At 47.8% G+C, this 24,631-nt stretch carries 29 protein-coding genes; 23 read left to right on the forward strand and 6 right to left on the reverse strand.

Going from position 1 to position 24,631, the window contains the following annotated elements; translation table 11 throughout:
- Positions 1 to 73: 73 nt before the first annotated feature.
- Positions 74 to 1,009: a magnesium transporter CorA family protein gene (locus tag MKY22_RS05380; RefSeq protein WP_341087223.1), complete on the reverse strand. Its 936-nt coding sequence runs from the start codon at positions 1,007 to 1,009 to the stop codon at positions 74 to 76.
- 122 nt (positions 1,010 to 1,131) lie between these two features.
- Between MKY22_RS05380 and MKY22_RS05385 the strand changes: the two genes are divergently transcribed.
- A complete protein-coding gene (locus MKY22_RS05385) occupies positions 1,132 to 1,500 on the forward strand; it encodes an Hpt domain-containing protein (RefSeq protein ID WP_023467659.1) in 369 nt (122 codons plus the stop codon).
- A 46-nt stretch (positions 1,501 to 1,546) separates the two neighbouring features.
- Here the strand turns inward: MKY22_RS05385 and MKY22_RS05390 are convergent, their stop codons facing one another.
- Positions 1,547 to 2,425, reverse strand: a complete 879-nt coding sequence (locus MKY22_RS05390; RefSeq protein ID WP_341087225.1) for a chemotaxis protein CheV — start codon at positions 2,423 to 2,425, stop codon at positions 1,547 to 1,549.
- Positions 2,426 to 2,643: 218 nt separating this feature from the next.
- On the opposite strand from MKY22_RS05390, the gene MKY22_RS05395 reads away from it, so the two are divergent.
- From MKY22_RS05395 to MKY22_RS05445, 11 genes are all read left to right on the forward strand, one after another.
- A complete protein-coding gene (locus tag MKY22_RS05395) occupies positions 2,644 to 4,083 on the forward strand; it encodes an NADP-dependent glyceraldehyde-3-phosphate dehydrogenase (protein WP_341087228.1) in 1,440 nt (479 codons plus the stop codon).
- Between the two features lie 173 nt (positions 4,084 to 4,256).
- Entirely contained in the window at positions 4,257 to 5,228 is a 972-nt protein-coding gene (locus MKY22_RS05400) for an MBL fold metallo-hydrolase (protein ID WP_290776258.1), read from the forward strand.
- The gene (locus MKY22_RS05405; protein ID WP_290776260.1) at positions 5,228 to 5,986 is read left to right on the forward strand and encodes an SDR family NAD(P)-dependent oxidoreductase; all 759 of its coding nucleotides are present in this window, start codon (positions 5,228 to 5,230) and stop codon (positions 5,984 to 5,986) included. The genes MKY22_RS05400 and MKY22_RS05405 overlap by 1 nt, the downstream gene beginning before the upstream one ends.
- Before the next feature lie 19 nt (positions 5,987 to 6,005).
- Positions 6,006 to 7,202, forward strand: coding sequence for an ABC transporter substrate-binding protein (locus tag MKY22_RS05410; RefSeq protein ID WP_341087231.1), 1,197 nt, complete (start codon positions 6,006 to 6,008; stop codon positions 7,200 to 7,202).
- A complete protein-coding gene (locus tag MKY22_RS05415) occupies positions 7,189 to 7,947 on the forward strand; it encodes an ABC transporter permease (protein WP_341087232.1) in 759 nt (252 codons plus the stop codon). Before MKY22_RS05410 ends, MKY22_RS05415 begins: the two co-directional genes overlap by 14 nt.
- Positions 7,944 to 8,693 carry an ABC transporter permease gene (locus MKY22_RS05420; RefSeq protein ID WP_195865470.1) on the forward strand — a complete coding sequence of 250 codons (750 nt, stop codon included), beginning with the start codon at positions 7,944 to 7,946 and terminating at the stop codon, positions 8,691 to 8,693. The genes MKY22_RS05415 and MKY22_RS05420 overlap by 4 nt, the downstream gene beginning before the upstream one ends.
- A complete protein-coding gene (locus tag MKY22_RS05425; RefSeq protein WP_214857153.1) occupies positions 8,665 to 9,552 on the forward strand; it encodes an ABC transporter ATP-binding protein in 888 nt (295 codons plus the stop codon). The genes MKY22_RS05420 and MKY22_RS05425 overlap by 29 nt, the downstream gene beginning before the upstream one ends.
- 1 nt (position 9,553) lies before the next feature.
- Entirely contained in the window at positions 9,554 to 10,135 is a 582-nt protein-coding gene (locus MKY22_RS05430; RefSeq protein WP_341087236.1) for a CDP-alcohol phosphatidyltransferase family protein, read from the forward strand.
- The gene (locus tag MKY22_RS05435; RefSeq protein ID WP_149427009.1) at positions 10,132 to 10,716 is read left to right on the forward strand and encodes an NUDIX hydrolase; all 585 of its coding nucleotides are present in this window, start codon (positions 10,132 to 10,134) and stop codon (positions 10,714 to 10,716) included. Before MKY22_RS05430 ends, MKY22_RS05435 begins: the two co-directional genes overlap by 4 nt.
- Positions 10,717 to 10,878: 162 nt before the next feature.
- Positions 10,879 to 11,415, forward strand: a complete 537-nt coding sequence (locus MKY22_RS05440; RefSeq protein ID WP_023467670.1) for a PadR family transcriptional regulator — start codon at positions 10,879 to 10,881, stop codon at positions 11,413 to 11,415.
- 79 nt (positions 11,416 to 11,494) lie between these two features.
- Entirely contained in the window at positions 11,495 to 12,112 is a 618-nt protein-coding gene (locus tag MKY22_RS05445; RefSeq protein WP_029341176.1) for a hypothetical protein, read from the forward strand.
- Between the two features lie 63 nt (positions 12,113 to 12,175).
- Here MKY22_RS05445 and MKY22_RS05450 read toward each other — a convergent pair whose 3' ends face one another.
- Positions 12,176 to 12,835, reverse strand: a complete 660-nt coding sequence (locus MKY22_RS05450; RefSeq protein ID WP_023467672.1) for a type 1 glutamine amidotransferase domain-containing protein — start codon at positions 12,833 to 12,835, stop codon at positions 12,176 to 12,178.
- 67 nt (positions 12,836 to 12,902) lie between these two features.
- Positions 12,903 to 13,757 (reverse strand): aldo/keto reductase, encoded by an 855-nt coding sequence (locus MKY22_RS05455; RefSeq protein WP_341087239.1) that lies wholly within the window; start codon positions 13,755 to 13,757, stop codon positions 12,903 to 12,905.
- Between the two features lie 168 nt (positions 13,758 to 13,925).
- On the opposite strand from MKY22_RS05455, the gene MKY22_RS05460 reads away from it, so the two are divergent.
- From MKY22_RS05460 to MKY22_RS05485, 6 genes are all read left to right on the forward strand, one after another.
- A complete protein-coding gene (locus MKY22_RS05460; protein WP_034785931.1) occupies positions 13,926 to 14,456 on the forward strand; it encodes an NUDIX domain-containing protein in 531 nt (176 codons plus the stop codon).
- Positions 14,457 to 14,557: 101 nt separating this feature from the next.
- Positions 14,558 to 15,040: a ferric iron uptake transcriptional regulator gene (gene fur, locus MKY22_RS05465; RefSeq protein ID WP_023467675.1), complete on the forward strand. Its 483-nt coding sequence runs from the start codon at positions 14,558 to 14,560 to the stop codon at positions 15,038 to 15,040.
- Between the two features lie 125 nt (positions 15,041 to 15,165).
- Positions 15,166 to 16,050, forward strand: coding sequence for a site-specific tyrosine recombinase XerD (gene xerD / locus MKY22_RS05470; protein ID WP_029341179.1), 885 nt, complete (start codon positions 15,166 to 15,168; stop codon positions 16,048 to 16,050).
- A 118-nt stretch (positions 16,051 to 16,168) separates the two neighbouring features.
- Entirely contained in the window at positions 16,169 to 17,341 is a 1,173-nt protein-coding gene (gene deoB / locus MKY22_RS05475) for a phosphopentomutase (RefSeq protein WP_290776273.1), read from the forward strand.
- 18 nt (positions 17,342 to 17,359) lie between these two features.
- On the forward strand, positions 17,360 to 18,172 hold the full coding sequence (locus MKY22_RS05480) for a purine-nucleoside phosphorylase (protein ID WP_029341181.1): 813 nt from the start codon (positions 17,360 to 17,362) through the stop codon (positions 18,170 to 18,172).
- 47 nt (positions 18,173 to 18,219) lie between these two features.
- Positions 18,220 to 19,521: a pyrimidine-nucleoside phosphorylase gene (locus MKY22_RS05485; protein WP_029341182.1), complete on the forward strand. Its 1,302-nt coding sequence runs from the start codon at positions 18,220 to 18,222 to the stop codon at positions 19,519 to 19,521.
- A gap of 66 nt (positions 19,522 to 19,587) precedes the next feature.
- Here the strand turns inward: MKY22_RS05485 and MKY22_RS05490 are convergent, their stop codons facing one another.
- The gene (locus tag MKY22_RS05490) at positions 19,588 to 20,526 is read right to left on the reverse strand and encodes an IS30 family transposase (protein WP_341087259.1); all 939 of its coding nucleotides are present in this window, start codon (positions 20,524 to 20,526) and stop codon (positions 19,588 to 19,590) included.
- A 157-nt stretch (positions 20,527 to 20,683) separates the two neighbouring features.
- On the opposite strand from MKY22_RS05490, the gene MKY22_RS05495 reads away from it, so the two are divergent.
- From MKY22_RS05495 to MKY22_RS05515, 5 genes are all read left to right on the forward strand, one after another.
- Positions 20,684 to 21,328: a hypothetical protein gene (locus tag MKY22_RS05495; protein WP_341087260.1), complete on the forward strand. Its 645-nt coding sequence runs from the start codon at positions 20,684 to 20,686 to the stop codon at positions 21,326 to 21,328.
- Between the two features lie 83 nt (positions 21,329 to 21,411).
- The gene (locus MKY22_RS05500; RefSeq protein ID WP_341087264.1) at positions 21,412 to 22,416 is read left to right on the forward strand and encodes a S66 family peptidase; all 1,005 of its coding nucleotides are present in this window, start codon (positions 21,412 to 21,414) and stop codon (positions 22,414 to 22,416) included.
- Positions 22,417 to 22,519: 103 nt separating this feature from the next.
- Positions 22,520 to 22,957: a peptidylprolyl isomerase gene (locus MKY22_RS05505; RefSeq protein WP_023467682.1), complete on the forward strand. Its 438-nt coding sequence runs from the start codon at positions 22,520 to 22,522 to the stop codon at positions 22,955 to 22,957.
- Positions 22,958 to 23,054: 97 nt separating this feature from the next.
- Positions 23,055 to 23,582, forward strand: a complete 528-nt coding sequence (locus MKY22_RS05510; protein ID WP_029341185.1) for a type 1 glutamine amidotransferase domain-containing protein — start codon at positions 23,055 to 23,057, stop codon at positions 23,580 to 23,582.
- Between the two features lie 152 nt (positions 23,583 to 23,734).
- The gene (locus MKY22_RS05515; RefSeq protein ID WP_023467684.1) at positions 23,735 to 24,082 is read left to right on the forward strand and encodes a GNAT family N-acetyltransferase; all 348 of its coding nucleotides are present in this window, start codon (positions 23,735 to 23,737) and stop codon (positions 24,080 to 24,082) included.
- Between the two features lie 17 nt (positions 24,083 to 24,099).
- Here the strand turns inward: MKY22_RS05515 and MKY22_RS05520 are convergent, their stop codons facing one another.
- Complete coding sequence (locus MKY22_RS05520; RefSeq protein WP_290776283.1) at positions 24,100 to 24,564, reverse strand: DUF309 domain-containing protein; 465 nt, start codon at positions 24,562 to 24,564, stop codon at positions 24,100 to 24,102.
- Positions 24,565 to 24,631: the final 67 nt, after the last annotated feature.

Consider the following 24,631-nt stretch of genomic DNA (forward strand, 5'->3'; position numbering starts at 1 on the left):
GTGAAAAGACTCAGCGACGGAAACACCGTCACTGAGTCTTTTTTGAGTCTTACAAGCTCTGAATCTACTTGAACTAAAAGAACCTTCTCCGCCATAGGATAAATGCGGCAAGGCCTGAGAAGAAAATCATCATTCCGAAGACGATCCAGAAACCAATGACTTCATCTTCCCACGGAACATGAACGTTCATCCCGAACATTCCGGAAATCATCGTCGGGATCGAGATGACGATCGTAATCGAAGCAAGGAACTTCATGACGAAGTTGACATTGTTCGAGATGACGGAACCGAATGTATCCATCGTCGAACTGATGATATCTTTATAGATTTGTGCCATCTCCATTGCTTGACGGTGTTCGACGAAGACGTCTTCGAGTAAGTCTTCGTCATCCTCGTGCTTCTCGAGACTCGGTGTCTTGATGATCCGGTCGAGCACACCATCGTTCGATTTCAAGGACGTCATGAAATAGACCAATGATTTTTGAAGGTTCATCAATTGAAAGATTTCTTGATTTCGCATCGAACGTTGAAGTTCTTCCTCAAGTTCGTCCATACGACGGTCGATTTGACGCAAAAAACGTAGATACGAAGAACTGACTTTATAGAGAATCTGGAACACGAAGCGCGATCGATAATTCGTCCGGAATCCTCGCAACTTACCACTCGAGAATAACGTCAGTACATCGAGCTGTTGCGAACAAACGGTGATAAAATGACGGGATGTCACGATGATACCGAGCGGGATCGTATTATAACGGCGTCCTGATGATTCTTCTTCGATGTAGGGAACGTCGACGATCATCAGAAGACCTTCTTCATCTTTTTCAAAACGTGGTTTTTCTTCCACGTCCAAAGGGTCATAAATGAAATCCTCTGGAATTTTCGTAGCAGCGATGACTTGGTCGGCTTCGTCCTTTGTCGGATTGACAAGATGGATCCAGGAACCTTTCGTGAACTCCTGTATCTCGTTGACTGCCCCGGTGACATCGCTTCGATAAATCGTCAACATATTGTCTATCCCTCCTGCTCTTCACTGTCTCATTATAGAAATAGATACGACGGCGTGTAAATGATTCTCCGATTTTTTTTTATGAAGATTAGTGATAAGATGAAAACAGAGGAGGGGAAGACATGCCTTTTTTTAATGCTAAGAAGCTCGAAGAACTTCAATCGATCGCAGGTGGAGACCATGCGTTTCTTCAAAAAATCGGAGAGACGTATATCGCACAGTTCGATCGGAAATTTCCTGAACTAAAAGATGCCGTCGCCAAACAAGATGCTGAGCAAACTGAAAAGCTCGCTCACTTGCTAAAAGGTGCTTCCTATTCCGTTGCTGCTGATGATTTAGCGGATGATTTCGAACTGCTTGAAAAAGAAGCAGAGTCCGGTTCAATGACCGGAACACAAGAAATCGTCGATCGGATTGAGCAATGCATGGTGGAATTCCGTGTCGTCTGGCTCGATGTGTTTACTGGGAAAAATCTTGACGCCCTGCGTTGAGCAATCGAATAGATCAAAAAAGCCGACATGCTGTCGGCTTTTTTTCTTATAAGACGTAGGAATCAACCGTTTCGATCAAACGACCGATTTCTGGTTTCGTGATTTGTGCATTGACACCAACAGATTCACCTTTATGGCGTAAATCGTCGGAAATCAAGGAAGAGAAGACAATGATCGGCAATTCCGCATAACGATCATCTTCACGGAGTCGTTTCGTTAAATGAAGTCCATCCATCTTGGGCATTTCAATATCCGTAATCAGGAGATCACAGTTACTTCCTTGTTCGAAAGCATCGAATGCGTCTTTCCCATTGATGAACCACTTCAGTCCGTGGTAACCGGCTTCCTCGAGTGTTTCGATGATCAACATCCGGAGCATTTCCGAGTCTTCGGCAATCCAGATGATTTTATCGGACCGGTCACGGGACTGGACGCGACGTCCTTCTTCGCGGGCGAAGATATCCTTGCGTGAGAGCTCAAGGGCAATTTTTTCATAGTCGAGCAGGATGATCATCTTGTCTCCCGTTTTAACGACACCATTCGTTAACCCTTCGATGCCACGAGCGAGTTCGTTTGGTGTATCGATCTGCTCCCATGAGATACGGCGGATTTCCGTCACGGAATCAACGCATAGGACACTCTTTTCTCCATTGAATTCACAGATGATCAGTCGATCCTCGGTTGCTTCGTCGTGGGGAACACCGATGACCGTCGGCAAATCGATTACCGTCATGACTTCGCCGCGGAGTTCGATCAATCCTTTGACAGCATCCGGTGTACCCGGAAGTGGTGTCATCGGGAGCGGAACGATGATTTCCCGAACCTTCATGACGTTGATACCGAACGTATACGGACCACAATGGAAGATGACGATCTCGAGTTCGTTCGTGCCGGCTTCTAATAAAATATCGTGCTGATTGTACATATGGTTGTGCCCCTTTCCATTACCTTCACTTCACTTCTGACTAGTTATCGGCATGCTACGCTAAAAATTCTAGTTCTGAATTGACAAAAAAAGTGTTGTAATCGCTTTCATAATATGTTAAGCAAAAAGTTTGGCATTTGTCAGACCAATTGATTACAATAAGCTATGCAGCCACACACTGAAATGAGAGAGATAAAAATAAATGGAGGTAGAGTGGAATGACTACAGCAACAACCTACACATTTTTACTAGATGGACAATGGCATGAAAGTGAATCAAAAGAGACGATTGAAATCTCTTCACCATATAAAGAGGATCTTGTCGGTCGCGTCCAAGCGATGACAAAACCGGAAGTCGATCGTGCCATCGCTTCAGCGAAAGCGGCACAAGCAGAGTGGGCAAAACAACCAGCGAACAAACGGGCTGAATTGCTTCACGCTTGGGCAACGGAACTCGAAAAACGTGCGGACGAAATCGGTGAAGTCATCATGCGCGAAGTCGGTAAAGGACGTGCAGATGGCGTCAAAGAGGTCAAACGGACAGCTGAAATCATTCGCTACACAGCGGAAGAAGGTCTCCGTTTCGACGGTCAGATGATGCAAGGGGATTCGTTCCCTGGTGGTAGCGCGAAAAAAATCGCGGTCATCAAAAAAGCACCACTCGGCGTCGTGCTTGCGATTTCACCGTTCAACTACCCAGTCAACTTGGCAGCAGCGAAACTCGCACCTGCCCTCATGACAGGAAACGCCGTCGTCTTCAAACCGGCAACACAAGGTTCGATCAGCGGTATCTTGATGGTCGAGGCACTCGTCGCAGCAGGTCTTCCAGCTGGACTCGTCAACATCGTCACAGGTCGTGGATCGGTCATCGGTGATTACTTGACGGCTCACCCGGGCATCAACATGATCACATTTACTGGTGGTACAGGCACTGGACAACATCTATCACGTCAATCGGCAATGATTCCACTTGTCCTTGAACTTGGTGGAAAAGACCCAGCGCTCGTTCTTGAAGATGCGAATCTGTCACTTGCGGCAGACCATATCATCAGTGGGGCGTTCTCTTACTCAGGTCAACGTTGTACAGCAATCAAACGCGTTTTCGTTCTTAATCATCAAGCGGATGCACTCATTGAAGAACTCAAGACACGAATCGCGAAATTGACAGTCGGTTCACCTGAACAAGACAGTGTCGTCGTGCCGCTCATCGACACGAAATCAGCGGACTTCGTCGAAGGCTTGATCACGGACGCAACAGACAAAGGCGCAACGCTCGTCTCAGGTGGCGGACGTACGGCGAACTTGATCGAACCAACACTTCTTGACAACGTGACACGCGACATGCGCGTTGCTTGGGAAGAGCCGTTCGGACCAGTTCTTCCAATCATCCGTGTCAACTCAGTCGACGAAATGATTGCATACTCAAACGAATCAGAATACGGTCTTCAAGCAAGTGTCTTCACAGAGAATATCGATGCTGCGTTTGCAGTAGCGGATGCGCTTGAAACAGGTTCTGTTCAAATCAATGGTCGGACGGAACGTGGTCCTGACCACTTCCCATTCATCGGTGTGAAGTCATCGGGTCTCGGCGTTCAAGGCGTCGGACGTAGCTTAGCTTCGATGACACGCGACAAATTAACAGTCCTCAACTTAAAATAAGTTTTTGACCGACCTTTCAATCTGCGGAAAGGTCGGTTTTTTGTGCATCCGTTTTTGAAGCGCTAACGTAAGCTAGAAAACAAATGTCACCCTTTGACGCACAAAGTTTGGCGCTATAGCTTCATTCTCTCTATAATGAAAGAAAATGGACGAGAGAAAAGAGGCGTGTAGGTATGACAGTATCAGACGAAATCATCCCGATTCCGATTCCGACACCATTTCCGGTTGGAGACGTGAACTGCTATGTACTACGAACGGAAGGGGAAAACATCCTTATTGATTGTGGACCGGATACGCTTGAAGCATGGCAAACGATGCAACGGACGCTTGCACGACATGAACTTCAGGTCGAGGATTTAGATCGTGTCATCGTGACACATCACCATGCGGATCATGCTGGGATGGCACATCGCTTTTCAGAGAAAGGCATTCCCGTCTATGGACATGCGCGATTACGCCCATACTTGGAACAGGACGAGACCTTCTTGAACAACGGGGACGCATTCTTGCGTCGATTGGCGACATCGTTTGGCGTTCCGCTAGCGATTCAAGAGATGTTACCAAGCTATCAATCTGCCTTGAAATGGCTTGGAAAAGGTCAACTTGATTTCACATTAAAAGAAGGCGACGCGATTACGCCGTCTGGGCGATACCGGGTCATCGAACTACCGGGGCATGCAAGTGACCAAATCGGAATACTAAGTGACGATGGTGTATTGTTCGCGGCCGATCACCTGCTCGACCGGGTCGAGCCGAATCCATTGCTCGAACAACCGCAACCAGGTGATGATGTGCTCGTAAAACGTCCCGTTCTTGCGTATCTTGACTCCTTAGAAAAATTACAAGGCGAACAGGTTCGAATCGCCTATACCGGACATGGTGCTCCGATTCGGGATGTCGCGGCACTCGTCGAAGAGCGATTGATGCAACGCAAGGCACGTGGTGATCAGCTCTTGAAGTATTTTTCGGGAGAACATACGTTATTCGAATTAGCACAAGTGACGTATGGAAACCGATTAAAAAAATCATTCCCGCTTGTCATGAGTGAGATGAAAGCACGTCTCGATACACTCGTCGCCCGCGGTGCGATCACGGTTGAGAAACGATCAGGTATCCTCTACTATTCGAAAATGGAGGAAGTCTAATGCAACTCATCAACCGGACGATCGTCATCACGGGCGCTTCAAGTGGACTCGGGGAAGCACTGGCGCGCACTCTGCATAAAGAAGGCGCAAACTTGATTTTAATTGCACGACGCGAGGATCGGTTACAAACGTTAGCATCTGAACTCCAGGCAGACTACCTGGTCTACGATTTGGAAAAGGCGCCTGAAATTCTTGCGAAAACACTCGCAAATCGTTATGGACGGATTGATATTTTGATTAATAACGCAGGTTTCGGGGAATTCAGCTTCTTAGACGATACCTCGATTGAAACGATTGAGTCGATGCACCGGATCAACGTCTTAAGTCCCGTTCGCTTAACGAAGGCATGTCTGCCATTACTGAAAGAGGGTGGCATGATCGTCAACGTGGCCAGTCAGGCGGGGAAGTTGCCGACACCGAAATCAACGATCTATTGCATGACGAAAGCTGCGATGTTGCAGTTTTCGAACGCGTTACGTCTCGAGTTACGTCCAAAAGGCATCCACGTCATGACGGTCAATCCAGGGCCGATCGCGACGGAATTTTTCGTAAGAGCGGACATTAGCCGAAAGTATGAAAAAAACGTCGCTTCGATCGTCTTATCAAAAGAACAACTTGCACAGACCGTCGTTCGGGCGATGCGGCGCCGCAAGCGAGAAGTCAATGCACCATGGTGGATGGAGCTTTCGGCAAAAGGATACGGCGTTATGCCGCAGCTGATTGAGTGGTTAGGAAAATCAGGTTTCGACAAAAAGTGATGACGGAGGAGAACAACGAATGAAAACAAAAGTAATCAGCTTTCTTGCCTTAAGTACCCTGCTTGCAGGATGTGGGACACCGGATGCAACACCGGAACCGAAAAATGTCTTAGGGACTTCTTATCAGACGATTGAAAAAGAAGCGGAAAAATCAACGGTTCGGATGTACATGTGGGGCGGCGATGACGGAATCAATGCCTACATCGATGAGTACGTAGCACCGCGTTTGAAGAAGGAACACAACATCACCTTAGAACGGGTCCCGATCGAGACGGCGGATATCATTCAAAAACTGCGTGCTGAGAAACAGGCAGGTAAGGAAAAAGGTGTCATCGATGTCGTCTGGATCAATGGCGATAATTTTTTAAATGCTAAAAAAGATGATTTACTGTATGGAGAAATCACAAAAGTCCTCCCGAACATGAAATATGTCGATGCTGCCGCACAGAGTTCAGATAGTGGTACGAAAACAGACGGACTTGAAGCCGCATGGGGGAAAGTTCAATATACGTTGCACTATGACGCAGCTGACGTGAAGTCGCCACCGACCGACTTGAAAGCACTGAAGTCATGGGTCAAGGAAAATCCAGGACGTTTCACGTATCCGGAAGTGACGGACTTTACGGGGAATGCCTTCGTCCGCCACGTCATGTATGGTGTCGAATCGAATGAAACCTTAAAAGACCCGAAAGCAGACTTCAAGAAGACATGGGCTTATTTGAACGAAATCAAACCATATCTCTGGAAAAAAGGGAAGACCTATCCAAAGACACTTGCCCAACTCGATCAGTTATACGCGAAGGGAGACGTCGACTTTACGATGGGTTTCAACGAACGACGGGCTGAACAAGAAGTGAAGTCAGGAACGTTTCCGAAACAAACACGTCCGATTGTCTTGAAGGATGGATCAATCGCGTCGACGCATTTCCTTTCCGTACCGTTCAACGCACCAAATCCGAAGGGCGCACTCGTAGCGATCAATACGTTGTTATCACCAGAAGCACAGTTGAAAAAATACGATGCGACGTATTGGGGTGACGGAACAAGCCTTGATTTATCGACACTTGATTCGTCAGAACAAAAGCAATTCGCTGATGTACCGGCTGCGCCGTCGACACCAAAGCCAAGCGTCTTTGAAGGAAAGGTCCGGACGGAACTCGACCCATCCATTTTCGAGATGATCCGTAAGGAATGGCCGTCTCGTGTGGCGCGGTAACGCGTATCCTGCTGCACTCTTGATGGCAGGGATGGTCTTATATGGGTTATGGGTCAGTATCTCGATGACGACATCTGCTGATTACCGCGAGCTACTGACGGATGAGGTCTTTTTAGAGAGTCTAGCCGTCAGTAGTTATGTTGCCATCGTCAGTACGGTGCTCGCGCTGATCATCGGCGTGGTGCTCGCACGACTCTTGAGCAGAACAAGACTAGCCGCGTTACTTGCGATTCCTTTATTCATCCCTCATCTAGGAGCGGCTTACCTCGCGATTCTCTATTTGAGTGATGTGCCTGTCATCGGACCGCATGAAGGGAATTATTTTAGTGTCATCCTGACGTATCTGTATAAAGAAATTCCGTTCGTCTTTTTTTATCTCTTACCGGTGGTCCGGCGTCTTGATTCGCGTTATCAAGAACTCGGTATGATGCTCGGTTTATCACCAGTGCGCCGATTCTGGCATGCGCGGGGCGTCTTCCTACTCGTTCCGATGCTTGAGGCAGCATTTATCTTGCTTGCCTTCACCCTGTTCGCATATGAGATTCCAGCACTGCTCGGCGTGACCTATCCAAAATTACTTGGCGTCTATGCGTTCGATTTGTATACACAAGGCGATTTATCGGAGCAGCCACTCGCTTTTGCAATGAGTGTCGTTTTGACGGGAGGACTCTTCTTCCTATTGTTGCTCATGACTGGTTTGACACGCCCACTGGCAGCGAAGATCAGTAGGGGGCGAAGCGAATGATAAAAAAAATCAGTGTGACTGTATTCGTTGTACTCCTGTTCATCGTTCCTTTAATTGGTTTAATTCCGGGAGAGTGGAATTGGAATCCGCGCCTAGAAGCGACGCTCGGCACGACTGTCGCGATGATTTGTGCCGTCGTATTGTTAAATCATCTCTTCGGGTACATGGCAGGAAAAGCGATTGCCTTTCAAACGGGGAAACGGATTCGTATAGCAGAGTTCTTGATTAGTTTGCCGCTGTTCGTTCCCGTGTTATTGCTATCATTCGGTCTCTATTTGACATGGATCCGTCTTGGTTTGGCCGATCGATTTTTTGGTGTCCTGCTCGTGTTGCTTCTGCCGACCTTGCCGTATACAGTTCGCTTGTACACGAACGGATTTCAGGCGCTAGGAGAACGGATGCTTGAACAGATGGTCTTGATTGAGGGGAACCGGTTCAAGCGTTGGTTCTATTTGACGGGACCGATGCTTCGTTCGACGTTACAATCCGTGACGCTACTCGTCACGGTGATCACGATCAGTCAGTATGCACTCGTTGCGTTGATTGGTGGTGGGATCGTCCGCATGATATCACTCGAAGTATTCCCGGCGTATTCTGGTAATTCGCAAGGGGCGGCGCGTCTAGCGACACTCTGGTTGATCGGGTTGCCTATTCTCTTTTATGCTGGACAAGCCGTTATTTTTTCTAGTTGGATACGAATCGTACGGAGGCGTTTAAATGGAAGTCACGATACAACAAGTCAATAAACGATTTGGAACGAAGCATGTGTTGTCTGATATCGATTTAAATATCGCATCTGGACAATGTGTGGCTTTAGTTGGACCGAGTGGTAGTGGGAAAACGACATTACTCCGTCTGATTGCAGGTCTTGAACGTGTGACGAGCGGAATGATTCAGTTCGGTGACCGAGATGTCACTGTTCTTTCGCCGAATCAGCGAGGTGTGACGATGATGTTTCAACGATCGCTGTTGTTCCCACATTTGAACGTCGAACAGAACATCCGTCTCGGTGCCAAACAATTAACACCGATCGAACTCGAATCCTGGTTACATCGCGTCGGACTCGAGGGAAGAGGAAAAAGTGCTGTTCACGAATTGTCAGGGGGCGAACAGCAGCGGGCAAGTTTAGCTCGTGCGCTGGCGAGTCAACCGGACTTCTTGTTGCTCGATGAACCGTTCTCGAGTCTAGATGTACCGAGACGACGGGAATTACGGACATTGATTCGGAAGTTGACCGAGGAACAAGGTGTCACGACACTCCTTGTCACACACGATCGGGAAGAGGCAATGGCGATGGCGGATATCGTCTATGTTTTAGAACAGGGGCGAATCGTCGATCATGGCACGCCGATTACGCTGAGCCAGACCAGCCCTTTTTTTGGGGAAGGCATTCAGATTGAAGAAACATGGCATCCGTTGACGGCAGTCAACTTGGTCTCAAGACCGACGAAGGAGACGGATGAACGTGTTACGATTACGAAAGAACTCATTCAATACGGTGTTCGATTCTACGAAGTCGAACGAGCATCCGGAGAACGACTCGTGCTCTCTTCAGACGAGACGATTCATGAGAAAGAAGGCTATATCGTTAGAAAGGAGGGGTGACATGTTAGATACGCGTGCGCGTAAAATCGTTCAACCCCTATTTGATCAAGGGGCGACCTTATTTAAGAAAATTGGATTATCGGCGACACAGGTGACGATCATCTCCGGCATCATCGGTGGTGCGACGGGCTTTTTCGTCTATAACGACATGATGGGAACGGCGATTGTCTTGTTGTGGATCTCGGGCATGCTTGATGTCATCGATGGAACGATGGCACGAAAAGAAAAGACAACTCCGATTGGCACGATTCTTGACCTTGTGCTCGACCGGATCGTCGAGCTGTCAGTATTGATTGGTCTTGCGCTTCGGTTTCCGAAAACGCAGGTCGTTATTCTGTTGCTCGTCGCATCATTCGTCATTGGGATGACGATGTTCCTTGCAATCGGAGCGGTCAGTGAGAATTACGGCTACAAGTCGTTTCAATATCAACCGGGACTCGTCGAGCGAACGGAAGGGTTCTTATTCCTAACAGCGATGATTCTGTTCCCAAGCGCCATCATTTGGATCGCAATTGTCTTCTTGATTGCTGAACTCTATACGGTCGGGGAGCGATTCCATCAAGCTTCGAAGGTGTTGCGATGAGTGAACAAGAGATGATCATGACCGTGGATCGAGCGGGCAACCTGCTCGGACCTCGTCCACGATCAGAAGTCCACGCAAACGGCTTGTGGCATGAAACGTTTCATTGTTTCGTCTATGATCCAAAGCGGGACGTCGTGTTGCTCCAGCAACGGTCTGAACAAAAGAAGGACTTTCCAGGAATGCTTGATATCACGGCAGCGGGTCACTTGCTTGCGGATGAGACAGTCGAGGATGGTGTCCGGGAACTCGAGGAAGAGATTGGTTTGACATGTACCTTTGATCAATTGATACCGCTTGGCATCCAGGAAGAGGAGTTTCGGGATGCGTCGCTCTGGGACTGTGAGCGATGCCATGTCTTTCTTGCTCGAAGTGATCAAGCGATAGACGCATACGTCCTCCAGGAAACAGAAGTGAAGCGATTGATTGCTTTTTCAATCGAGCAGTTTGAACGAATCGCGGACATGTCCATCGAGCGCATTCAGGACACGACAGGCGAATGGTTCGATCGTCGTCAATTCGTTCCACATCCTTCTTCTTACTGGAGACATGTCCGACAGGGAATCGAGCAATTACGTAAATAGAACGAATGGAAAAGCAATAACGCATGAAGACTTACGATCGAATGTGATTTCGCTCATAGGTCTTTTTTTAATCGTACATTCGTTCGACGCAAGAGTAGCGAAATTAAGATATATTTGAGATAATTAAGTATATATACAAAAGAAGGAAAGAAGGTGCAGCCAGTGGCATTACGATTTGCACTACTCGGGCTGCTGACCCAAGGGGAAGCGACCGGTTACGATTTAAGCGCGACTTTTAAAAAACAAATGATCCACTTCTGGACCGCACATCATACTCAAATATACCGAGAGTTGTTAAAGATGGAAGAGGCAGAGCTCGTGACGAGTGTCCATATCGTCCAAGAAGACTTGCCGGACAAGAAAGTCTATTCCATCACCGATAAAGGACGGACAGAGCTCGTTGAATGGTTACGGACACCGAATGAATTCAAACCGAAGATGAAGGATGAGAACTTGATGCGGGTGTCGCTCTTGCATCTGCTCCCACCCGAGGAAGCCGTTGCTTATTTGGAAGAGTCGAAGCGGCACCATCAATTTGCCGTCGAGATGATGCATAGTTGGCGTCACGACCACCTTGAGAACGGTGCGACACTAGGGGAAACCTTGACGAGTGAGTACGGCTTGCGTATGATGTTGAATTACTTGGATTGGTGTGATTGGGCAATCGCGGAAATTAAAAAAAACGAAGCAAACGTCTAACAACACTGGCTCGACTGTCATGGAGGTGGCGGATTCGAGCCAGTGTTGTTTTTGATGATATGAAGTAAGGAGCTAAACGATGTATTTTAATGATTACGAAGACTGGATTGAAGAAGAAGCGGAAGCCTTATTTCGCTTACATCAGGAACCGTTGACACGAGAAGCAACGTCGTATTCGCAATTCACGGCGTATGTAGAAGAGGCACTACTTGAACCGTTGTTACTGAAACTACGTTGGCTCGGAGAAGCGGAAGAAGAAGAGATTCTAGAACAAGCGGATCCGAGCGTGTGGGAGAATGCCATAGGCAATTCGGAAGCCTCCCTTCGTCGAGATGTATTACGACGAGTCGTCGAGCGAGACTTTACTGCGCATATCCTCGCGTACCTGACACCGATTCTTGAAGCTAGACAAACTGCCTATGAGGCGGAATTAGAGCAGCTTCAATTGGCGCATGCGGAACAAATGGAGGAAGTTCAACAACATGAGCAACAGATTGAACTCGGACCGCCACCTCAAAAGGTCAAAAAATGGTGGTATCTCAAAGAAAAAGAAGTATCACGTTCCTATACAGAGGAAGAACGATCTGCATTGCAAGCTCAACAACAACAACTCGAGGACGAGTTAAAGCGACTCGAACAAAAAACACGTGAGACAGAAGCTGATCTCGAACGATTGGATTCACTTCACCGTCTATAACGTATGAAAAAATGGAGCATGCGACATGATGTCGCGTGCTCCATTTTGTATGAATACTATCTATTAAGCTTGTGTCGCGAGTTTCGCGAGGACTAGTTTTGCGACTGCTTCACTTGAAGCCGGGTTTTGTCCTGTGACGACATTGCCGTCGATGACGGCGAATTCTTTACCTGCATCCGATGTCAGGAAAGTAGCTCCTTCACCGCGAAGTGTCGTCTCGAGCAAGAATGGTACTTTATCTTCGAGACCTGTTGATTTTTCCTCTTCATCCGTAAAGCCGTTGATTTGACGACCTGATACGAATGGTTTGCCATCGATCATGACGTGCGCAAAGGCAGCAGGACCGTGACAAACTGATGCGACGACGCCATCTTTTTTGATGACGGCTTCAATGGCACCTGCCACTTGTGGGTTATTCGGGAAGTCAACGACTGCACCGTGACCACCTGGGAAGTAGACTGCATCAAATGATGCTGGATCGACTTCCGAGAGTGCTTTCGTGTCGTGCAACGCACGGCGTGCATCTTGGAATTTCGGCAAGATTTCTTTGACGATCGATGCTTTATCGATTGGAACGTCGCCACCTTTGATCGACGTGACTGTCACGTCATGTCCTGCATCCTTGAACAGGTTGTAAGGTGCTGCGAATTCTTCGAACCATAATCCTGTTTTGTGGCCATTCATGTCGTCTGCGCTTGTTGATACGATTAAAATACGAGCCATAATAAAACTCCTCCTCTGTATGAACGTTACAAAGAAGGAGTTTCCCGGAGAAATGAAGAGTTAAACCTCACCGGTGTTCGGTGTAGTGATGAACGGGTAGTGAAGCAAGTGCCTGGTCGATTTGAGATTGCGAGATCGACTCTTTCATCGCTTGGACGTTTGACTGAAGTTGTGACACGCTCGATGCACCAGGAAGGACGATGTCGACCTGTTGATCGATGACTTGCAATGCAAGCGCCGGAAGCGGGAAATCTTGAAGTTTTTGTAGACTTGCCTCAAGCGTTTCCTTATCAAATTGTTCGAACCGATCAACCGATTGCAGGCGTGAAGCACTCTCATGTGTCAAGAGTCCTTTTGCTAGTGGACCACGAGCGACGACTTGGATGTTTTTCTCTTTTAAGCGTGGTAACAACTCTTCGATGCGACGATCGAGCAACGAATAAGGCGTCATCAAGTAAGAGAAATTACTATGCTCGAGCCAGTATTCGATGACATTCGGGCGCAGTGACGACAGACCATATTCCTTGATTTTCCCCTCTGCTTTTAAATCTTCCATTGCGCGGATCGACGCATCGATATCATCATCAATCGTGCCGCCGTGGACGTAATACAGGTCGAGATAAGGGGTTTCAAGACGATTCAAACTTTCAAGACAAGCTTGTTTCAAATAGTCATAACTCGGATCCCATGTCCAACCGGTTCCGGTCGCGTTCATCCGATTTCCACCTTTTGAGGCGAGAAACAATCGACTGCGATCCTCTTGTGAGAAGGTTTGACCGATGATGGATTCGACCGCTCCGTTCGCATAGACGTCCGCTGTATCGAAGTGCGTGATTCCAGCATCAAGTGCCGTCCGCAGGATTGCCGTTGCTTCTTCCTGGCCGCGCTTTAAGATCGTCATCGTACCTAATCCTAATGACATGTTCAATTCCCTCTTTTCTTAGATGAACTGTAAGTTTGGAACTTCTGCATTCTAGTGTATCATATCTGATGAAAAAGACGATTTCGAAGTCTTGCGGCAATACGTCGGAAACGGCATACTAATCATGACAGAGAACGTAAACTAAGATAGAAGAGGGGAACACATCCGATGGAAGAAAAAACGATTGAACGTGAAGTGATTTATGAAGGAAAAGTCTTTGATGTCGAGAAACACGTCGTCACGTTACCGAACGGCAATACGTCCGTCCGTGAACTGGTCTATCATAATGGTGCCGTCGCGATCATTGCTTTTGATGAACAAGGTGACTTGATCGTCGTGGAACAGTACCGAAAAGCATTTGAAAGTCTATCGATCGAGATCCCAGCAGGAAAACTCGAGAAGGGTGAAAATCCACTTGATTGTGCCGGACGCGAATTAAAGGAAGAAACAGGATACGTCGCGAAAGAGTTACGACATGTCTTTGATTTTTATGGTGCGCCTGGTTTCTGTAGTGAGCGTGTACATATTTATGAAGCGATTGGTCTGACTGCTGGTGATCGTCAACTCGATGAAGATGAGTTCCTTGAGAATAAGACATTGAAGCTTGAAGAGGCGCTCGAACTCGTTGCAAACGGAACGATTGTTGATGCGAAGACGATCATGGCGATCCAGCATTGGCAGATCCGTACTTTAAAATGATTCTCATTTAAATGATTTTCAGTTGATAATCATTTTAATTTGAAAAAAGACTGATTATCAGCTATGATAATAGCATCAGTTCGAACAAAGGGGGCGTTATGATGGAAAGTCGTGTAGAACGCATCAAAAAACAGCTAAGCGGTAAAGGATATAAGCTGACTCCCCAACGTGAAGCGACTGTGCGTGTCCTGCTCGAACATGAGTCGGATCACCTCAGTGCCGAAAATGTCTTTCTCCTTGTAAAAGAAAAGAACTCCGACATCGGACTTGCGACGGTTTACCGGACGCTTGAATTATTGACGGAGCTTGAAGTCGTTGATAAAGTCAACTTCGGAGATGGCGTATCCCGATTTGATTTACGACAAGAGGGTGCGAGTCATTCGCATCACCATCTCGTCTGTATCGAATGCGGATCCGTCGAAGAGATTTTAGACGATATGCTGGAAGAAGTAGAGAAAGAAATCGTGTCCCGATTCCACTTTAAAATCAAGGATCACCGCCTGACATTCCATGGCGTCTGCCGTGTCTGCCAAGAGCGTCATGCTCGGGAAGCGTTGGAACAATCGCAAACACAAACAGTCTGACCGTCCGACGAAATTTCGGATGGTTTTTCTTTTTCAATTTTTATAGGTCAGACCTCTTCACAACGGTTTACACCTTTGATATGATGGGAAAGTAAGCGATTTCGTAAACGAAGAGGATGAGTTCAGTGCGTGAACAACTGGAAGCATTTATCAATTATTTAGTGATTGAACGGCAAATGTCCGCGAATACGGCAGCTGCGTATCGAAATGATTTAAATCAATACTTACAGACGCTTGAAACAGCGGAAGTTTCCTCGTTCGAACAGGTTCACCGACATCATATCGTCGACCATATTGAACGATTGCTTGAGGCACGAAAGTCACGATCGACGGTTCGCCGGGCGACGAGCTCAATCCGTTCGTTCCATCAATATTTGGTCGAAGAGAGACTTGCAACACATGATCCGTCTCGTCATCTTGATTTACCGAAACCGGAGAAAAAGTTGCCGGTCGTCTGGAGTCAAACGGACGTCGAACGCTTGCTTGATTCGGTCGTCGGGGTCGATCCGCTTACACGACGAGATGCAGCAATGCTTGAGCTTCTCTATGGAACAGGCATGCGCGTCAGCGAACTGCTCCAACTGAAGTTGAACGATTTGCAACTCGAACTCGGGTATCTGTCGTGTCTTGGGAAAGGGAACAAATCCCGGATTATCCCGATGAGTACGACATCGATTGAAAGCGTTAGGACGTATTTGGATCTCGCGCGTAACAGTCTTGGTGGTCAACAGACGGACGATGTCTTCTTAAACAGTCGCGGTGATCGTTTGTCACGGCAAGGGTTTTGGAAGATGATTAAACGACGAGCAAAGGAAGCGGGGATCGAAAAAGAGATCACGCCGCACGTCTTGCGCCATTCGTTTGCGACCCATCTACTTGAAAATGGTGCCGATTTACGCGTCGTACAAGAGATGCTAGGACACGCTGATTTGTCAACGACACAAATGTATACCCACGTTAACAAAGCACGACTCCACGACGTGTATAAGAAACATCATCCACGGGCATGATGGTTCTATCTTTTAAAGGTCTGACTTCAGACAAATGATGCGTTTTGTCTAGTCTCTTTCCGGGAAAAATCGTAACGGGAATCGCACAACTACAGCTCGTATATAGGAGGAACAGCAAATGGCTCAATCATTTAAACGTGTATTTTTGATCGTCATGGACTCCGTAGGAATCGGAGAAGCACCGGACGCTGAACAGTTCGGAGATCTTGGTTCGCATACGCTCGGTCACATCGCGCGTGAACGCAACGGACTCAACATGCCGAACATGGCAAAACTCGGTCTCTCGCATATTGAACCGATCGAAGGTGTCTCAGCTGAAGAAGCACCGCTTGCGGCATACGGAAAAATGCAGGAAGTATCTGCAGGGAAAGATACGATGACAGGGCACTGGGAGATCATGGGTCTGCGGATCGATACACCATTCCGTGTCTTTGAAAAGTTCCCGCATGATTTGATTCATCGCTTAGAAGAGTTCTCAGGACGGAAGATCATCGGGAACAAACCGGCTTCTGGTACGGAAATCTTAGATGAACTCGGACAAGAACATGTCGAGACAGGCGCTTTAATCGTTTATACGTCGGCAGACTCCGTCCTTCAGATCGCAGCTCACGAAGAAGTCGTTCCATTAGAGGAACTGTACCGGATTTGTGAATATGCACGCGACATCACGCGGGATGACCCGTACATGCTCGGTCGTATCATCGCACGTCCATTCCTTGGTGAAGCAGGAGCGTGGGTCCGGACAGCGAACCGTCACGACTATGCCCTTAAACCATTCGACCGGACGGTCATGAACGAACTCGAGACGGCAGGACTCGATGTCATCTCGCTCGGTAAGATTGCTGATATCTACGATGGAGAAGGTGTCACGGATGCAATCCGGACGAAGTCGAACATGGACGGGATGGATCAGCTCGTGAAACAACTCGATCGTGATTTCAACGGACTTTGCTTCTTAAACCTTGTCGATTTCGATGCGTTGTTCGGACACCGTCGTGATCCACAAGGTTATGGACAAGCACTCGAAGAGTTCGATGCGCGTCTTCCGGAAGTGTTTGCTCGCTTAAACGAAGACGATCTCTTGATCATCACGGCTGACCACGGAAACGATCCGGTTCATGCTGGGACTGACCATACACGGGAATACGTACCATTGCTTGCCTACCATAAAAATGGTGTTGCAAAACCGCTCGGTATCCGTGAAACGTTCGCTGATCTTGGAGCGACGGTCGCAGAAAACTTCGCCGTCAAGATGCCGGCACATGGAACAAGCTTTTTAACAGAACTATAATTCGAGGGAGCGATTCAGATGACAGTCAACTGGAATGAAACACGTTCATTTTTAGAAAGCAAGATGCAGGCAAAACCGGAGATCGGATTGATTCTCGGTTCAGGACTGGGTGTCCTCGCGGATGAGATCGAAAACCCGATCGCGATTCCATATCATGAAATTCCGAACTTCCCGGTATCGACGGTCGAAGGACACGCGGGACAACTCGTCTTCGGTACTCTTGAAGGAAAACAAGTCGTTGCGATGCAAGGGCGATTCCACTTCTACGAAGGATATTCGATGGATATGGTCACGTTCCCAGTCCGTGTCATGAAAGCGATCGGCGTCGAGACATTGATCGTCACGAACGCAGCGGGTGCTTGTAACGAAGCGTTCGAACCAGGTGATTTGATGTTGATCACGGATCACATCAACTTCTTCGGTACGAACCCATTGATCGGGAAGAACGTCGATGAGATGGGACCACGTTTCCCGGATATGTCGAAGCCGTATGATGCGGAATTACTTCGTCTTGCACAGGAAACAGCGGACGAGCTCGGAATCCGTGTCCGTCAAGGTGTCTACTTCGGAAACACTGGTCCGACGTATGAGACGCCAGCAGAAGTCAAGATGGCACGGATGCTTGGAGGAGACGTCGTCGGTATGTCGACGGTCCCTGAAGTCATCGTTGCCCGTCATTCCGATATGCGAGTCCTTGGGATCTCATGTGTCTCGAACATGGCAGCAGGTATTCTCGACCAACCGTTACATCATGATGAAGTCATCGAAACGACAGAACGTGTCCGGGCACACTTCCTATCACTCGTTCGCGGTTCGATCAAAAAAATGTAACGACTGTTTATAAAACTCACAAACCACTCCTGAGGAGGAACTAGATTATGCGTATGGTAGATTTGATTGCAACAAAACGAGACGGTGGCGAACTCGCAACAGCTGATATTCAAGCAATGGTAGAAGGATTCACGAACGGAGAGATTCCGGATTACCAAATGTCAGCGATGTCGATGGCGATTTTCTATCAAGGAATGTCAGATCGTGAAATCGCTGATTTGACGATGGCGATGGTCAACTCGGGTGACGTGATCGACCTTTCGCGTATCCACGGTAAAAAAGTCGACAAACACTCGACTGGCGGTGTTGGTGACAAGATCAGTCTAATCGTCGCACCACTCGTTGCGTCAATCGGTATTCCGGTTGCGAAGATGAGCGGTCGTGGACTCGGTCATACAGGTGGAACAATCGACAAACTCGAAGCGTTCCCTGGTTTTGACGTTGAGCTTTCAGAAGAAGCGTTCGTCTCACAAGTCAACGACATCAAGATGGCAATCATCGGTCAAACGGGTAACCTGACGCCTGCAGACAAAAAACTTTACGCCCTTCGTGATGTCACGGCGACAGTCAACTCGATTCCATTGATCGCAAGTTCGATTATGTCGAAAAAGATTGCAGCAGGAGCAGACAGCATCGTACTCGACGTTAAGACGGGTTCTGGTGCCTTCATGAAATCGTTCGAAGATGCAAAAGCACTTGCGACAGAGATGGTTTCGATCGGTAAGAGTGTCAACCGTAAGACGGTTGCTGTCATTACAGACATGGATCAGCCGCTCGGCTTTGAAATCGGTAACGCAAACGAAGTCAAGGAAGCGATCGAAGTCCTTCAAGGAAAAGATGTCCGTGACTTAAAAGTCATCGCCTTGACAATCGCTTCACACATGGCAGTCCTCGGTGAGTTCTACCCGACGTTCGATGAAGCATATGCGGATCTCGAAACACGTCTCGGTAACGGAGCAGCACTTGACGTCTTCAAGAAGTTCATCGCAGCTCAAGGTGGCGACGCTTCACTCGTTGACGACATGACAAAAGCACTTGAAACGAAATACGAAAAAACATTCGTTGCTTCAAAAGCGGGTTACGTCTCTGAAATCATCGCTGACGAAGTCGGTGTTGCAGCGATGATCCTCGGTGCAGGACGCGCGACGAAAGCAGATGAGATCGATCACGCAGCAAGCGTTACGTTGCACAAGAAAGTCGGCGATCGTGTTGAAGTCGGCGATGTCATCGCAACGCTTCGTTCAAACAAAGAAACGCTCGACCAAGCAATCGAAAAAATGGATCACGCATACCATATCAGTGAAACGAAACCGGAAGCACGTCCGCTCGTTCACGCTGTCATCCAGTAATCCATCCGATAAGCAATATCTGAGTAGTGGACTTCGTCCGCTACTCTTTTTTTATGAGACGGTTTGTCAAATTAAGTGCAACACTTCTTCTGTGAAGACCTCGTATGCAGTTTTCCAGTTGAGACATTTTCGCGGTCTCCCATTGATCCAGGCGAGCGCTTGAGCGAGTTCAGTACGACTGACCTTTCCGAAATCTGTCCCCTTCGGGAAAAATTCACGGAGAAGACCATTGGCGTTCTCGTTACTCCCACGCTGCCAAGAAGAATACGGATCCGCAAAATACATCGGTACGCCTAACGTGTCACGAATTCGTTCATGACAACTAAACTCTTTTCCACGATCTGTCGTCGCAGTTTGGAACGTTCCCAACGGGAAGTAAAGATGCAATGCTTGAATCGCAGACTCCATCGATTGAGCGGACCGATCTTCCATCGGTACAGCGAGATAGAAGCGGCTCTTTCGCTCGACGAACGTTGCGACACAGGCTTTAGATTTCCCTCTACCCGAGACAACAGTATCAAGCTCCCAATGTCCGAACGTTTGACGCGCTTTGACGTCAGCCGGACGTTTACTGATCGGCAGTCCGACGTTGAAGCGTCCACGCGTCTCACGTGGTTTCTGACGCTTTCCTTTTTGTCGGAGGAGTCCAGAATCGGCCTCGACGAGGCCCATATAAATCCAACGATAAATGGTCTTGAACGAGAGCCCTTCGTCTTGGAATAATCGTCCGGCAATCTGTTCAGGGGACCAGGTCTCTCGTAACTTTTCGAGGATGCGAACTCCTTTTTCGATCGTAAACTTTGTCCGTGCACCGCACTTCTTTTTCCGCTCCACATAACGCTTGTCGGCATGGGAAGAATCATAGTGAGGATTTCGTTTCAATTCTCGTGAAATCGTAGAAGGTTGACGCCCTAGGCGTCCAGCAATCTTTCGGATAGAAAAACCTAGCTCGAGATATGTCTCTATTTTGACTCTTTCTGATGTGGTAAGATGAACATAGCTCATAACGAATCCTCCGTTGAATTTGGTGTGGTAACTCTATTCTACACGAGGTCGTTATGGGTTTTTTTGTGTTTTCAGCTAGGTGTTGCACTTAATATTACAATTCGTCATGATAAAATCAAAAGTGTAAAAATATGGATATATACAGAGGAGCGATCGTGTGAAACGTTGGTTCATAGTAGTTGCCAGTTTAGTTGGAGTTATCGGAGGCGGCGCATTGATGATGACGTACGCTTTTACAAAGGACATGGAGTCAGATGGAACGAAAGAGGCTGAAGTACAACAAAAAGCAAAGACTTACTTAAAGAAGCATCTTCCGAAAGCAAAGGTGACCGGTAGTATTTACGACAATATGGGAAATTATTCGTTTGAGTATGCAGCGCGAGCAGTCGATGGAAAAACGAATACTGAGTTTTTCGTCTATCAACAGAAGGAGTCTGGAAAGTTCGTCGATACGTATCATGCGGCACTTTGGGAAGATCGGTTAGAGCAACGGATTCCGTCGCCGACTCTCGAAAAACTGAAGGATCAATTGAGCGTGACCGTACTTTATGACAACGATAAAATTCAGCGACTTGGTAAGGTCCGTTTTGATTCAAAGGCTTATTTACGTGCGGAAATCGCTCCGACGCTCTTGGTGGACGTGCCTCGTAAACGACATGAACAGGATAGAGCACAGATCAAAGAGTGGGCAAAGTCGTTACGTGAGCAAGGAATTCTTCAACACATGACGGTCAAGATTGATTATGTCTCGAAAAAAGGTGAGTTATTGGAGGACGGAAATTCGTTGTTCGTAACGTTATAAAGTGGACCAAAAAAATGAGAATACGCGGTTCCCATTCAATTTGTTATACTGGAAATACTTGTAATGAATAAGGGGGAACTTTCGTGAAACCACCACGCTTACAAAAAGGGGATAAGATTGCCATCGTCTCGCCGGCGTCTGCTGTCGCAGCATACGTACCGCGTCGTCTTGCCCGCGGTATCGCAACACTTGAAAAAATGGGGTTCGAAGTCGTCTTGATGCCGAACGCAACGGCTGTTCATAGTCATACGGCAGGAACAATCGGCGAACGGCTGCAAGACTTACATATGGCGTTCGCTGATCCATCGATCAAAGCGATCATCTCGACGATCGGTGGATTTAACTCGCACCAGTTGCTCGACGAACTCGATTATGAATTGATTCGGAACAATCCGAAGATCTTTGTGGGCTTCAGTGATATCACAGCACTGTTTGCTGGCATCTATCAGCAGACAGGATTGACGACGTTTGTCGGACCCGCACTGCTGACACAATTTGGTCAATTCGATGGTCTAGATCCGTATACGGAAGAGTCGTTCAACCGTACGTTCATGCAGACGGAGCCGATCGGTCGGATCGAAGCGTCTGAAGAGTGGACGGACGAGATTTTACGCTGGGATGTCGCGGACGATCGAAGACGGGAACATCAAGTGAACGCAGGGTACACGATCGTTAAGACCGGCGTCGCAGAAGGTCCGATTCTGACGGGGAACACGGGAACACTTTTACTGCTTGCCGGAACACCTTACCTGCCATCGTTTGACGGTGTCGTCTTGATGCTCGAGGATGACGAAAGTGAGACACCGGAAACGATTGACCGCTATTTCACGCAATTACGACACATGGGTGCGTATGACAAGGTTGCGGCACTCATCGTCGGACGTTTCCCGCGAAAAGTCGATTTTGATCCAGACTTCTCGCTCAAGGACATCATTCTGCGCGCGACAAGGGGTTACGATTTCCCGATCATTCTCGATGCGGACTTCGGGCATACGGATCCTGTTGCGACACTGGCGAATGGAATTCGGATTCGTGTCGAAGCGACGGATTCGGTCACACTCGATATATTAGAGGCAGCTGTCGAGTAAAAAGGTCTGCACGACGCCCTGAAATTTGGTACACTGTACCATGGAATCACGATCTCGAATCGTGACGAATCTCCTGCTGAAAAGCACGAAAGGTTGGTCAAACATGCAAAAAACTGGTCATATCTTATTAGAAGATGGAAATAAAATCGAATTCGAATTGTTCAACGATGAAGCACCGATCACGACTGAAAACTTCGAAAACCTTGCAAACTCGAACTTCTACGATGGATTGAACTTCCACCGTGTCATTCCAGGCTTCGTCTCACAAGGCGGATGCCCAATCGGAAACGGTACAGGTGGTTCAGGAAAAACGATTCCTTGCGAAACGTCAACTTCGTACCCACACAAACACAAAGCAGGTTCACTTTCGATGGCACACGCTGGTCGTAACACAGGATCAAGCCAGTTCTTCATCGTGCATGAGCCACAACCGCACCTCGACGGCGTACACACGGTCTTCGGACAAGTGACTTCAGGTCTCGAGCACGCTCAAAAAATGAAGCAAGGCGCTGGCATCAAAGAAATCCGCGTCGAAGCGTAAGTTCTTGCTCCTCTTCGAACGTTCGAAGAGGAGTTTTTCTTTTTTTAGATCCGGGTACAATCAGTAAGGGAAGTTAACTCGAAAAGGAGTGTTTGTCATGCGATTAGAAGGAAAACGAATCATCCAAGTCGTCAGCAATGACTTCGAGGATTTAGAATTATGGTATCCTGTCCATCGCTTACGTGAAGAAGGGGCAATCGTCGATATCGTCGGAGAGAAGGCGGATGAGACGTACATCGGGAAGTATGGTGTCCCGATTAAATCGAATAAGACGTTCGATGAGATCAACCCGTCGGAATATGATGCGATTCTTGTTCCGGGTGGTTGGTCACCTGATTTGTTACGTCGCTTTGACTCCGTTCTGAATATGGTGCGTCATTTTGACCAGAACAAGCAACCGATCGGTCAAATCTGCCACGCTGGTTGGGTGCTGATCTCTGCAGGCATCTTAAAAGGTGTCAACGTCACGAGTACGCCAGGAATCAAGGATGATATGACGAATGCAGGTGCGATTTGGCACGATGAAGCAGTCGTCGTCGACGGGCATATCGTCTCGAGTCGTCGTCCGCCCGATCTACCAGACTACATGCGTGCCTTCATCCAAGTGATGGAAGAACAAGCATGACTCAGATGCAGGGGACGTCACAAGACGGACTCCTGCATTTTTAGTGGATTATGAAAAAAATGCAGTAATTCTGTGTGAGAAGGTGTAGAATGAATGAGTCTCAGTCGTTCATGCTCCTGAGAGTTGTTGAAATTAGGAAGGTGTAGAATCACATGCTAGTAAAATATAAGAAGTTGAATGAACGGACCGCGATGGGGCTGATCGCCTTTTCGTGCGAAGTGAAGGATCCGAAGTATTTGCTTGAAACGGTTCAAGCCTATGAACAGGAAGAAGACCAACGCTTGTATTTGTACAAACAAGATGAGGATTTCGTTGGTGTCATCGGGTTTCAATTAATGGATGGCCATGCTGAATTGAAACATATCGCCTTATCACCGTCTTTCCGGGGAGAACGGATGTCGTATCTCCTACTCGATGAAGCAGCCAAGCTTCTGCGAACGGATATTACGGGTGCGACCGAAGAGACGCAACGCCTCGTCGACAAATGGAAAAATCAATAAAAAGACCGGTCCATGGCTCAGATGGACCGGTCTCTTCGGTTTTGTAGCGCTTCTTGTCGTGCCGTGACGACATCCGTACGATCGCGTAAACGGTGTTTATGTGTCACATAGTCAAGATCAGGTGCTGTCGCTTCAAGTGCGACGGCTCGGATGACGTCCGAGAAGACAGGTAACGGGATGTGTCGATAAACCTTATCCGTAAAATGGTCGCGATGATCGAGCAAATATGAGACGTCGATCCCGGACGCAATCAGTGATGCCCGGTGACGTTCGATTTTATCGAATGCTTTTGCATACGTCCGCTGTGCCCCAGCCGCATTTCCGCGGCGGTGATGATAGCGGGCGACGGCCAGTTGAATCAGACCGACAAGCGCCTCGTCCTGGCGTTGTCCTTCTTGCCAGACTTCCTCTAAGATTTCATGGCACTCGAAGTAATCGTGCCGAATGTTGAATTCAAATACGAATCGCTCGATTGGATTCATGAAATCACCTCTTCCTTTGAATATAACATAGTCGAACCTATCCGTTGTATGGTATACTAAGGCGCAA

This window comes from Exiguobacterium sp. FSL W8-0210, assembly GCF_038006045.1.
Lineage (GTDB): Bacteria > Bacillota > Bacilli > Exiguobacteriales > Exiguobacteriaceae > Exiguobacterium_A.

What these genes read in the sequence shown, in the direction of transcription:
- MKY22_RS05455 (WP_341087239.1), bottom strand. Translation starts at nt 13,757, where the DNA reads ATGTCATTAGGATTAGGTACGATGACGATCTTAAAGCGCGGCCAGGAA.
- MKY22_RS05520 (WP_290776283.1), bottom strand. Translation starts at nt 24,564, where the DNA reads ATGAATCCAATCGAGCGATTCGTATTTGAATTCAACATTCGGCACGAT.
- MKY22_RS05405 (WP_290776260.1), top strand. Translation starts at nt 5,228, where the DNA reads ATGCAACTCATCAACCGGACGATCGTCATCACGGGCGCTTCAAGTGGA.
- MKY22_RS05390 (WP_341087225.1), bottom strand. Translation starts at nt 2,425, where the DNA reads ATGTACAATCAGCACGATATTTTATTAGAAGCCGGCACGAACGAACTC.
- MKY22_RS05430 (WP_341087236.1), top strand. Translation starts at nt 9,554, where the DNA reads ATGTTAGATACGCGTGCGCGTAAAATCGTTCAACCCCTATTTGATCAA.
- MKY22_RS05400 (WP_290776258.1), top strand. Translation starts at nt 4,257, where the DNA reads ATGACAGTATCAGACGAAATCATCCCGATTCCGATTCCGACACCATTT.
- MKY22_RS05515 (WP_023467684.1), top strand. Translation starts at nt 23,735, where the DNA reads ATGCTAGTAAAATATAAGAAGTTGAATGAACGGACCGCGATGGGGCTG.
- MKY22_RS05490 (WP_341087259.1), bottom strand. Translation starts at nt 20,526, where the DNA reads ATGAGCTATGTTCATCTTACCACATCAGAAAGAGTCAAAATAGAGACA.
- MKY22_RS05425 (WP_214857153.1), top strand. Translation starts at nt 8,665, where the DNA reads ATGGAAGTCACGATACAACAAGTCAATAAACGATTTGGAACGAAGCAT.
- MKY22_RS05480 (WP_029341181.1), top strand. Translation starts at nt 17,360, where the DNA reads ATGACAGTCAACTGGAATGAAACACGTTCATTTTTAGAAAGCAAGATG.
- MKY22_RS05410 (WP_341087231.1), top strand. Translation starts at nt 6,006, where the DNA reads ATGAAAACAAAAGTAATCAGCTTTCTTGCCTTAAGTACCCTGCTTGCA.
- MKY22_RS05505 (WP_023467682.1), top strand. Translation starts at nt 22,520, where the DNA reads ATGCAAAAAACTGGTCATATCTTATTAGAAGATGGAAATAAAATCGAA.
- MKY22_RS05435 (WP_149427009.1), top strand. Translation starts at nt 10,132, where the DNA reads ATGAGTGAACAAGAGATGATCATGACCGTGGATCGAGCGGGCAACCTG.
- MKY22_RS05380 (WP_341087223.1), bottom strand. Translation starts at nt 1,009, where the DNA reads ATGTTGACGATTTATCGAAGCGATGTCACCGGGGCAGTCAACGAGATA.
- MKY22_RS05420 (WP_195865470.1), top strand. Translation starts at nt 7,944, where the DNA reads ATGATAAAAAAAATCAGTGTGACTGTATTCGTTGTACTCCTGTTCATC.
- MKY22_RS05510 (WP_029341185.1), top strand. Translation starts at nt 23,055, where the DNA reads ATGCGATTAGAAGGAAAACGAATCATCCAAGTCGTCAGCAATGACTTC.
- deoB (WP_290776273.1), top strand. Translation starts at nt 16,169, where the DNA reads ATGGCTCAATCATTTAAACGTGTATTTTTGATCGTCATGGACTCCGTA.
- MKY22_RS05395 (WP_341087228.1), top strand. Translation starts at nt 2,644, where the DNA reads ATGACTACAGCAACAACCTACACATTTTTACTAGATGGACAATGGCAT.
- fur (WP_023467675.1), top strand. Translation starts at nt 14,558, where the DNA reads ATGGAAAGTCGTGTAGAACGCATCAAAAAACAGCTAAGCGGTAAAGGA.
- MKY22_RS05385 (WP_023467659.1), top strand. Translation starts at nt 1,132, where the DNA reads ATGCCTTTTTTTAATGCTAAGAAGCTCGAAGAACTTCAATCGATCGCA.
- MKY22_RS05460 (WP_034785931.1), top strand. Translation starts at nt 13,926, where the DNA reads ATGGAAGAAAAAACGATTGAACGTGAAGTGATTTATGAAGGAAAAGTC.
- MKY22_RS05445 (WP_029341176.1), top strand. Translation starts at nt 11,495, where the DNA reads ATGTATTTTAATGATTACGAAGACTGGATTGAAGAAGAAGCGGAAGCC.
- MKY22_RS05485 (WP_029341182.1), top strand. Translation starts at nt 18,220, where the DNA reads ATGCGTATGGTAGATTTGATTGCAACAAAACGAGACGGTGGCGAACTC.
- MKY22_RS05450 (WP_023467672.1), bottom strand. Translation starts at nt 12,835, where the DNA reads ATGGCTCGTATTTTAATCGTATCAACAAGCGCAGACGACATGAATGGC.